We start from the raw sequence: 9,928 nt of genomic DNA, 5'->3' as shown, positions 1-9,928 counted from the left end.
GCAAAAACGGCCTGCATATCATTACCGCGCTGCGTGACGCCATCACCGGAAACCCTTGGCTGCCAACGAACACCGAAATGGCCTGAACAGTTACCGCAGGGATGCTGCGAACATGTGTTCGAGTCCCCCTTCGAACACGCAGACGTGGGAGATTTCCCGCATCGAGGCGGGTCACTCGAGCTGCAGGTCGGTGGCGAACTTCAGTGTGGGGTTATAGGTCAACTCGGTCCTCGGACACACGCACTATCTACACCCGGGCTGGTCGTCGCATAGACGGCCAGCTCTTTTGGTTCGTAGCGTAGCTCCAGGTTCAGGACGCGGTACAGGCGGCTCATGCCAGCCGTGGTTGCGTCGGCCAGTGTCCCGCAGACGTCGCCGAGTGCATCGATCCTCGCGTAGATCTCCGCATGACTTACCGTCGAGTCGGCTGGCACGCTCTCGATCTGGGCTTTCGCGGCCGCTCGTTCTGCCTGTGCCTGGTTCATCGGTTCGACGAGTGCTTCGGGCTCGACGCCGGCCGCGATGGCGGCCTGATACCGCTGAAGCCTCGCCTCTGCGTCCGCCAGTCGGTTCCGCGCCGCTTCGAGCGGACCACCGCCGGCCTTGCTCCCGTCCGATCCGAGTAGCGCGGCCGCCGTTCGGTCGCGGTTGTCCGGGTGGAACAGCTCGTGAAGCCATCCGTTGAGCGCTTCGACTACCACGCCTTCGCGCAGGTTCACCGTGTTCGGGTGCTCCGCCAGCTGCAGCGAGCCCGGCGCCATAGTCCGCGAGGTACAGCGGTAGTAGGCGCCTTTCCGGATCGTGGCTCCTTGCATCTTCCGGCCGCAGACTCCGCATCGGATCAGTCCGCGCAGCAGATATGACCGTGCGGTGTTTCGGGCGCCTCGCTCGGCCTTACGTGCCGTCTTCAATCCACCTGCCGACTTCGACCGGCGCAAAAGCTGCGCCTGCGTGAAGGTTTCCACGGAGACGATCGCAGGATGCGCCTGCTCGCGTGACCGCACAATCCGGTCTGGCGCCGCGCGCTTGAACCGCACCACGTGGCCCGCGGCAACGTCTTCCGGGTCAAGCAACGTCTCGTGCTTCGTCCAGCGCCCAAAGATGGCGTAACCGGTGTATCGCGGGTTATCGAGGATCGCTCGTACCGAGCTGCCTTGCCAGCCGTCCGCGAGCCGGTGCCGATTTTGGTCCGGCCGATGCGCGGAGGGACAAGGAATGCCGTCCCGATTGAGCAGGTTGGCGATCGCTCGATCGCCGTTGCCGCCGAGGTACTCGGCGAAGATTCGCCGCACCACGTCCGCCGTCGTCTCCTCGATCGCCAGCACCCGCAGCTTGAACCCCTCAGCAGCTTTCCGCGGGTTCGGATGAGGACCGCTGTCGACGACGACGTACCCGTACGGCGCCCGGCCGCCCTGGTGCCGCCCTTCGTTGATCACCTGCGCGTCCATTGCCGCGCGGACGCGTGCTTGAACGTGCTGGCGTTCGGACTCGCTCATCCCGCCGAGCACGCTCATCAGCATCTTGTGCGACGGGTTCCGCGCGTCGTACTTCCCGCCGAGTTCCGGCACCCACAGATCGACCCCGTAGGCGGCGAACTTCGGCGCGATAAGCGAGAACTGGTTGCCGAACCAGCATCGTGTGCCCTCGCCGACCACGATCGCGTCCCATCCGCGACGCGGATTCTTCAACTCGGCGAGCAGCCGCGCGCCCTCGGTTCGCCGTTCCCACGGGACGGACCGCGACTGCCCGATGTCGAAGAACTCCGCCACGATCTGCCCGCCGAGCGGCTCGACGAACTTGCGCGCGTTCCCGAACTGCCAGCCGCGGGAGGTCTCCGGGTCCTGGTTGTCCTCGGTCGAGCACCGGCCGTAGGCCGCCAACGCCCCGATCCCGTCGTCCGCCACGTCGGCGACCTCAAGGCCCAGGATGTCATCCAGCGTTGCCCACGGGTCGCTGATGATTTCAGCTGTCACGGTTCACCTCCTCTGCTGGCGCGTCCAGCGCCGGCACCTCGGTTACCTCGATCAGAACGGCCAGCAGTGCACGCGCGACAGCGGGCGTCAGCTCTGGTAATCCCGCAGGTAGGATAACCCGGATCGGCGGATCTTCGGAACGAGCGGTGCTCATCGCTGCCCGTCCTCGTCTGCCGTGCTGGCGCCCGTGGTTGCCCGGCTGATCGCGCTCCTAATTTCAGCCATCCGATACCCGCGGACCTGCCGGATATCGCCGTCTTCGCCGGTCACGCGGTCTCGCGTCGGCCGGCATCCCACCTCGGACATCTGCTGCGCGAAAGTCCGCGAGTCGACCTCCAGGACGTCCAGCAACTCGGCCGTCGGTACGAAGTCTCGGCCGTCCGGTTCGAGATCGTTACTCAGGTACTCGACGAGCGACGCGAGTACCTCGGGCAGCTCGCCGGGCGACTCAGCCGCGTGACCTGCACCGATTGCCTTGACGGCGGCCGTGTGGTCGAGAACCGGCATGGTGTCCTGCCCGGCCGCGTGCCCGGTGAGAGTCCCGGCCGTCTCGCGCAGCGTCCGGCCCTGCTCGCAGATGGTCCGCCAGTCCTCGTTCGGCATGTAGTACGTCCGAACCGTCATGGCCAGCACATCGGCGCCAGCCGACGTGTCGCCATCCGGCCGCAGGATTCCAACGCCCTTGTGCGAGGGCAGCAGCCGGCTGGAGTCGAACCCGCGCGTGTTCATCTGCTCGCCGAGCACGATGTTGGAGTCGCGCCAGTCCATCACGCGCAGCGCGAACCGCGATCCGAGAACTGCCCGCAGCCCGGACGGGATCGTCTTCGAATCCGGCCGCTGCGTCGCCAGCACAAGCACGATCCCGGCGGCCGGTCCCTTCTTCGCGAGCCACGTCAGCAGCTCGCCGACGTACTCGCCCGCGGTGAGCTTCTTCCCTTGCACGTCAATGGGCGTGCGATCCTCCAACGGAACCTGGACCTCATCGATGAAGATCGCGGTGATCGGCATATTCAGTGCCTTGTCGCGGGACATCTCCGGCGTCACCTTCGACTCCGGGCACGTCAGGTCGTCCAGGTCGCGCATCCGCCGGAACCGCGACTGAACCTCGCCGACCAGCTCAATCAGCCAGTCCACAAGCGCCAGAACGTGTTCGGGTTCGTCGCCGGACATGAACCGATGCGCCACCAAGCCGGCCGCGTCCCAGTCCTTCCCGGCCTTGAAGTCCGCCACGTACAGCCGCACCCAGGCGTCCAGGATGAGCCCGGCCGCCGCGAGCCGGGCAGCGAAGGTCTTGCCCTGCCGGGGGATGGCACCGACCAGTAAGGACGTCCATACCAGCGGAAGATCAATCCGCCGGTCCCGCGCATCCCGACCGAACGGGATCGGCCGCCACGCATCCCACTGCGCCACGCCGAGCAGCGGCGTTCGCAACGGCGGCGAGGCGTACGGGTCTTCATCAGCCACCCACAGCGATACCCGCCCGGCGTGGCCACCGTTGCCGCGGACCCGTTCGACGATCAGTTGAACCTCATCGACAGCGAGCGCCGATGCGAGTGCATCCCGGTTCTTCACCACGTCAGCCGCCTTCCGGGTGGCTGGAAGGTCGACGGTGACCGCCCACCCGTCGCCGACACGCGTCGCGCGCTCGACGAGCCGCAGCACCTCGTCCTTGCCGATCAGCTTCGCGTCGCGGAACGCGTCCACCAGGACCTGCGGGTCCATGGTCCAGGTCAAGGTCCGCGGCCCGGCAAGCGCCGGCTTTCGACCAGGACTGCCGTCCTTCTTACGCCCGAGGATCGCGAGTGCGAGGGAAGCCGCTGCACCTCCGATCCACAGAGGATCGGTGCCGTACACCAGGTCAACGATGGCCACCCCGACGGCTGCAACGACCAGGACAGCACCGGTTACCTTCCAGCGGAACAGGGTCAGCGCCCGAATCTCTGTGAACTTGTCGGCCAGCTTCTCCGACTCTTCGGCCGCCGTCCGGTAGTCCCGGACGGTCACCCATCCACGCCACCACCGCACCCCGACGATCAGGCCGCGAACGACCGCGCTGACGTACCGCCACGGCGACTTCACCAGCCTAACGATGGCGTCCTTGCCCGCCTGGACGGCCTGCGGCTTGCTTTTCAGCCACAACGGCACACGCGGCGAGTGCCGCCACCACCGGACGAAGCGGTTCGTCTTCGGCTCCTGCCGACGCGGTTGAGGCAAAGTGTCGTCGATCAACTCGCCGTCGAACACGGGATCGGCCTTGATCGGCAATGAGTCAGCCATTGCCCACCTCCGACCGCAGCGCCCGCGCCAGCCGGGGCGACAGGCCACGCGAGCAGCCGGTAGCCCGCCGCACCCACGCCGGCGTGATCTCGATGTCCGGCGTCCAGGTCTCCCGAGCGATAGCGAGGTAATCGGCGAACAGCACCCGCCGTCCGGTCTCCTGCTGGACGGGCCGCCGTTCAGCCGCGACCAGCACGGCATCGGTGAGCTTGTCCCGCAGGTCGGTGATCGCCTCGACGGCGACGAACACAACAAGCGGCGGCACCGAGTGCAGCACGATCGCCGCAGCCTCCCCGGCGGCGAACGACGTCCAGGTGTTCATGACGTAGGTGGCCGCGAGCGTGAACCACTTCGCCCGCCGCACCCAAACACCCGTCCGAACCTGGTACCGCGCGGTCACCTGCTCGGCCCGCAGGATCGCCAGCAGAACGAGCGAGACGGTCGGGTCCAGCACCCACGCGGCCAGCCACGGCAGTGACCCCGGCCGCGTCCCGGCCGATGCGAAGCCTTGGACGTTGGTCATCGTGAACGCCAGCCCGAGCACGATCCCGGACCAGCACATCCAGTCGACCTGCCGCCGTACCCGCTCGATCCGCAGCGCCACGACGTCGGGATCGGTCTGGTAGGCGCGCACCTCAGCGGCTTCGGCCGCGTCCTGCGCGAGCCGTTGTGCCCGGTTCATCGCCGACCACCCCGCTTCGCGGTGTCGACGGTGGTCACGGTCATGGCGCGGGTCAGGGCGTAGGACGCGAACAGCGCGGGCAGTCCGAGTACGGCGAACAGCAGCCACGGGCTGCCCGGATGAGCGATCACAACCCACTGAACAGCGACGATCAGCCCGGCGTTGAACAGCACCCGCCCGACCAGAGACACGAGCCGCGCACCACTCCGAGCAGCTTCGGCGGCGGCCTTCGCCCGGCGAGAACCCGCCCGCCAGACCCAGAACAGCACGAGCAGCACGCCGACACCGGCGAGGATCTGCGTGGGCGTCACAGTGAGTCCGTTCATCGCGCACCCCGATCGGTCCGCTCGCCGCGCCGCAGCCAGACTGGGTGCAGGGCGCGCCGGTCGTCGTCAGTCATCCCGCCCCAGACGCCGACCGTGTCGAGCCCGGCCGTCCGCAACTCCAGCTCCAGGCACTCGTCCCGGACAGGGCACCCACCGCACAGCCGCTCGGCCAGCTCGCCGTCGCTGTCAGCGTCGGGTGGCCCGTCGTCCGGCGGGGGCCACATGCAGACTCCTTCGCTGGTCACGACGTCGGTCAGGACCTCGCTCGGAACCCAGCGCAGCCGGTCCAGCCGCCAGGCGATCCCGATCAACTGCAGGTCGTCGGCGCTCATGCGGCGCCCCCGGCCTGACGCGACCCGAGCAGACGGGCCAGCTCGGTCGAGGACACGCGGAGACCGGAACGGCACCGGGTGGCGCGCAGTTCTCGCGTTCGGATTGCCTGGCTGACCGCACCCCGGGACACGCCCAGTAGCCAGGCCGCTTCTCGAATGGTGTGAAAGGTGATTCGCGAGTTCATGAGAAAGCCAATCTGTTGATTTCAAGACTATGCTGTTGATTTCAGCTCGTCATAGGGCGCGTTTGCTCGACGCGCCGCCGGCGAAGTGCCAGGCGACGTGGTGAAAGCGCGAAGTACCGCTAATCTCGGCGCTGAGGCGGAGCGCGGAGGAATACGTGACGGAGGACTGGGCGGCAGTCGCCAAGGCCATCAACATGCGCGTGAACGAACTCGGCTGGCGGCAACGCGAGCTGGCCGAGCGGTCGCACGTGTCGCAGGCGATCGTGCGCGAGCTCCAGCACCACACGGTCGAGCGTCGCCGGAGCGCGCGCACGCTCGAAGCCCTGTCGACGACGCTGGGCTGGCACCCGCAGCACCTGTTGGCCGTGCTGCAAAGCCGCACCCCGCCGCACCCGGACGAGCCGGCCGACGACGGCCACGAGCTGTGGTCCCGGCTGGACGCACTGGAACAGCGCCTGGCCGAGATCACCGACCGGCTGGAAGAGGTTCAAGCGAGCCTCGCGACTGTAGTGGACCACGTAAAGCCGAAGCGTTAACGGAGGGCGATTCGGGCTGGTGAACCAGGTGATTTCCATACCTAGAATTCAAGGCCGAAACGACGTCCGATCCCATGCACAACCAGTGCAGAAGCAGTGCGCAGCCACTGCATATCCACTGCACAAGAGCGCATTGGGGCGGCAATGAGCGGGGTAGGTGGCTGGACTGGACGATCGGCTTCGGCGTTGCAATCCGCGTTGCGGCTGAGCAATGAGAAATTCGCCGAGAAGCTGGGAATCGGCGCGCGTACGGTTGCGTCTTGGCACCAGAAGCCGGACCTGCGCCCGCAGTCGGAGATGCAGCAGGTCCTCGACACCGCGTATGAACGGGCGTCGGGCGCCGAGCGAGGCCGCTTCGCCGAGCTGATCGGCGACGGGACGGCCACTCACACCAGGCCGGACACGAAGGAAGCCGACCGACGACTTGCCGCGGACCCCCACATCGGCGCGGCTCTCGAATGGCTCGACCAGCACGCCTACCGGAGCCCGGGCGCCGCGCGCCGGGCCGTCGCCGAGCAAGCTGCACACGTCGACGCGCACGAAGCGTATGCCCGAGCCACTCGCCGCGCATGGGTTGATCAGCGCGCCGTGACCGACGCGCTCGCCGAATACTACGGTCGGCACCACGGTGACCACGGCTTGTATGCCGGTAGCTGCGGCGAACAGGCGGTGAACACCAGCATCCTGACCTGCGCTGATTGGCTCGATCTGGCGTGCGAACTGCGCCCGCCGCACGACGGGCTCACGATCGCGCGCGTCCGGCCAGAACCGCGGGAGGTGCTCGACGAGCACACGACGAATGCAGCGGTTAACCGGCTGGCCGAGACGGTGGCCATGAACACGCGGCTCATGAACGCGCCGCTCTTCCGGCTGCTGAGCACGGACATCCATGAACGCCATCTCGGCGGCACGTTCGGAGTCGATCACTTCGTCCACTACGCGCTGACGATGGACCTGCTCGAAGGGGAGCTACTCGACGCGCTCGCGGCCGGCGACACTACGTCGCTGCCCCTGCGTGATCGCTACCTCCCAGACCTCGGCGCCGTCCTGGACGTCGGCGGGCGACTCTGCGCAGGTGGAGCCCTGGCCTTGACGGCCATCGCGCGGCCGGCTGACCCGTACCGCGGTGAAGCGGACTACGTGCTGTTGGTCCAGGAACGTTCCGGCCACGTCCTCAACGCCACGCGCCGGCTCGCCGTCATTCCGAAGGGCTTCCACCAACCCCTCACCGACATCCGACGAGACACCCAGATCGGCGCCACCTTGCGTCGAGAGATGGAAGAGGAGCTGTTCGGCCGACCGGACGCCGACAACACCGTGGCCGACACGCTGACCGCGGACCCGATGCACCCGACCAGGCTCACGGAGCCGATGCGCTGGCTCGTCGCCGAGCCCGGCCGGTTGCGCATGGAGTGCACCGGGTTCGGACTGAACCTCGTGAGCGGGAACTACGAGTTCGCCAGCCTGATCGTCATCGACGACGAAGAATTCTGGACACGCTACGGGGGAGTAGTCGAAGCTAACTGGGAATCCGCGACTCTTCGTCAGTATTCGACTACTGATGCGGAACTCGTCACCGAGTTGTTGGGTGATGTAGCGTGGAGCAACGAAGGACTGTTCGCCATGACGCAAGGGCTCCGCCGCCTCGCGGAAATTGGCGGAGAGCGCGTGAAACTGCCCGCGATCGAATGGGAGATAGGCCAGTGAGCGACGGTTGGACCGCCGGCAACGCCAACGACGACGCGGCCGGCACGCGCGGCTGGCTGGTCGGCCACTTCATCGACTCGTCGCAGGGCGTCCGCGCCTCCAAGGACGTCGAAGTCAAGTGGGCTAACCACCCTGCGGGCGACAAGCGTCCCGAGTGGACTTCCGGCGACCAGCGAACCACGCTGGTGATGTTGATCTCCGGTGAGTTCCGCGTAGAGGTCACCGGCGGCGGCAAGATCATGACGCGACAGGGTGACTACGTAATGTGGGGTCCCGGGATTGACCATTCTTGGGAAGCGTTGGCGGATTCTGTCGTCCTGACTGTTCGCTGGCCCTCAGAAATCTAATTCGACGGCGGGAATCTTCACTCGATCACCACCGATCTCGGAGAGCCGTCGTAAGCCCTGGAGAAACGCGAACAGTCCTTCGTTGCTCCAGTTTTCGTCACTGATCAGTTCGGTGATCAAGTCGCCGTCGAGCGTCGAATACTGCTGTAGGCCGGCGGTTTCCCAGTTCGCCTCAACGTCGCCTCCGAACCGCGGCCAGAACCCCTCATCCTGGATCGCGACCAGGCTGGCGAACTCGAAGTTCCCGCTGACCAGGTTGAGCCCGAACCCGGTGCACTCCATCCGCAGCCGGCCGGACTGCTCCGTGAGCCACCGCATCGGAGCGGACAGCCTGGTCGGGTGCATGGGATCGGCAACCCTGCGGTCTCCGGCGGACCGGTCGACGTCCGTCCTGCCGAACAGCTCTTCCTCCATCTCGCGGCGCAAGGTGACGCCGATCCGGGCGTCCGCTCGCCGGTCCGCGAGCGGCCCGTGGAAGCTCTTCGGGATCACCGACAGGCGGTTGGCCGTGTTCACGACCTGCGCGGATCGCTTCTGAACCAAGAGCACGAAGTCGGGATCACCGCGGAACGGGTCCGCTGGCCGCGCGATCGCGGTCAACGCCAGTACTCCACCCGCACAGAGGCGTCCAGGTAGGTCGAGCACCGCGGTCACGTCAGGCAGCTGGCGGTCGCGGAGTGGCATATGACCTGGACGCACACTGCGACCGTTCGACAACTGGTCGATCAACTCGCGTTCCAGCAGGTCGACGCCAAGCGCGTATTCGACGAACGAGGCGATCCCAACCTTCGCCTGAAGCGCTCCGGGCTGCGGGTCGACCTCGAGCAGCCGGTACAGGGGAACGTCGGTGATCCGGATACCGGACGCTGCTGCGTCCGCGAGGCGCTGCACTGCGGCTCGCTCGTCGACCGCCGCCGTTGGCCGCGCGCCGCCACAGTCGAAGGTGGTTCGCTCGCCCGTGGGCGTCAGCGAGCAGGCGAGGTCCAGCCACGCCGGCCGCGTAAGGACGCTGGTGGTCACCTTCACCCGCCCGCAGCGCGCGGCGTACGGCCGGTGGTCGCTGGTTGACGGCGCGTAGTAGTCAGCCAGGGCATCCGCGATGACGCTTCGCGGCGGACTCGGCCGGTTCCGAGCTGAGGCGGCCGCGCTCGCGTGCACCTGCTCACGGGCTCGCCCCAGCGGCCACCCGGCGTGCCGATCGAGCCACGTGAACACCGGCTCGAAGGACTCGTTCGGGCTGAACTCCTGCGTGACAGCGCTCGGGCCGATCAGGGCCTGCAACTCGTCTCGCGAACGACTGAGCACGCTCGCGAGCTTCGGCCAGAGATAGGGGAGCGGCACGTAGTCGCCCGCCTCCCAGCGGGCAACGGTGGACCGGTCGACATGCAACACGTCCGCCAGACCCTCCTGGGTAAAACCGGCGACCTTGCGAGCTGAGATCAGCCCATCCCGACGTCGCCCTGCGGACATGCCCGACCTCCAACTCTGCGTGACCGGGACCAATGTAGCAGCAGTAATTGCAGCTCAGAGTAGCTACTGCTACGTACGCGCCACACAACTGCT

At 67.1% G+C, this 9,928-nt stretch carries 11 protein-coding genes; 3 read left to right on the top strand and 8 right to left on the bottom strand.

The features are described 5' to 3' along the window. Window positions 1–218: 218 nt before the first annotated feature. From AB0M30_RS44175 to AB0M30_RS44145, 7 genes are read right to left on the bottom strand one after another with little or no spacing between them, the layout of a single operon-like run. Window positions 219–1,973: a recombinase family protein gene (locus AB0M30_RS44175; RefSeq protein WP_364597651.1), complete on the bottom strand. Its 1,755-nt coding sequence runs from the start codon at window positions 1,971–1,973 to the stop codon at window positions 219–221. After that, entirely contained in the window at window positions 1,963–2,127 is a 165-nt protein-coding gene (locus AB0M30_RS44170) for a hypothetical protein (RefSeq protein WP_364597648.1), read from the bottom strand. The genes AB0M30_RS44175 and AB0M30_RS44170 overlap by 11 nt, the downstream gene beginning before the upstream one ends. Further along, window positions 2,124–4,250: a cell division protein FtsK gene (locus AB0M30_RS44165; protein ID WP_364597645.1), complete on the bottom strand. Its 2,127-nt coding sequence runs from the start codon at window positions 4,248–4,250 to the stop codon at window positions 2,124–2,126. Before AB0M30_RS44165 ends, AB0M30_RS44170 begins: the two co-directional genes overlap by 4 nt. Beyond that, the gene (locus AB0M30_RS44160) at window positions 4,243–4,932 is read right to left on the bottom strand and encodes a hypothetical protein (protein ID WP_364597642.1); all 690 of its coding nucleotides are present in this window, start codon (window positions 4,930–4,932) and stop codon (window positions 4,243–4,245) included. The genes AB0M30_RS44165 and AB0M30_RS44160 overlap by 8 nt, the downstream gene beginning before the upstream one ends. Then, a complete protein-coding gene (locus AB0M30_RS44155; protein ID WP_364597639.1) occupies window positions 4,929–5,258 on the bottom strand; it encodes a hypothetical protein in 330 nt (109 codons plus the stop codon). Before AB0M30_RS44155 ends, AB0M30_RS44160 begins: the two co-directional genes overlap by 4 nt. Next, on the bottom strand, window positions 5,255–5,590 hold the full coding sequence (locus AB0M30_RS44150) for a WhiB family transcriptional regulator (RefSeq protein WP_364597636.1): 336 nt from the start codon (window positions 5,588–5,590) through the stop codon (window positions 5,255–5,257). The genes AB0M30_RS44155 and AB0M30_RS44150 overlap by 4 nt, the downstream gene beginning before the upstream one ends. Next, window positions 5,587–5,775 (bottom strand): excisionase family DNA-binding protein, encoded by a 189-nt coding sequence (locus AB0M30_RS44145; protein ID WP_364597633.1) that lies wholly within the window; start codon window positions 5,773–5,775, stop codon window positions 5,587–5,589. Before AB0M30_RS44145 ends, AB0M30_RS44150 begins: the two co-directional genes overlap by 4 nt. 155 nt (window positions 5,776–5,930) lie before the next feature. Between AB0M30_RS44145 and AB0M30_RS44140 the strand changes: the two genes are divergently transcribed. From AB0M30_RS44140 to AB0M30_RS44130, 3 genes are all read left to right on the top strand, one after another. Next, the gene (locus tag AB0M30_RS44140; protein WP_364597630.1) at window positions 5,931–6,311 is read left to right on the top strand and encodes an XRE family transcriptional regulator; all 381 of its coding nucleotides are present in this window, start codon (window positions 5,931–5,933) and stop codon (window positions 6,309–6,311) included. Between the two features lie 144 nt (window positions 6,312–6,455). Beyond that, a complete protein-coding gene (locus tag AB0M30_RS44135; protein WP_364597627.1) occupies window positions 6,456–8,018 on the top strand; it encodes a transcriptional regulator in 1,563 nt (520 codons plus the stop codon). Further along, window positions 8,015–8,365, top strand: a complete 351-nt coding sequence (locus AB0M30_RS44130; protein ID WP_364597624.1) for a signal peptidase I — start codon at window positions 8,015–8,017, stop codon at window positions 8,363–8,365. Before AB0M30_RS44135 ends, AB0M30_RS44130 begins: the two co-directional genes overlap by 4 nt. Here AB0M30_RS44130 and AB0M30_RS44125 read toward each other — a convergent pair. Beyond that, a complete protein-coding gene (locus tag AB0M30_RS44125) occupies window positions 8,354–9,835 on the bottom strand; it encodes a helix-turn-helix transcriptional regulator (RefSeq protein WP_364597621.1) in 1,482 nt (493 codons plus the stop codon). The genes AB0M30_RS44130 and AB0M30_RS44125 overlap by 12 nt on opposite strands. Window positions 9,836–9,928: the final 93 nt, after the last annotated feature.

It is taken from the genome of Amycolatopsis sp. NPDC051716 (genome assembly GCF_040681595.1).
In the GTDB taxonomy this organism is placed as follows: Bacteria; Actinomycetota; Actinomycetes; order Mycobacteriales; family Pseudonocardiaceae; genus Amycolatopsis.
This window is presented reverse-complemented; position numbering and strand designations above follow the sequence as displayed.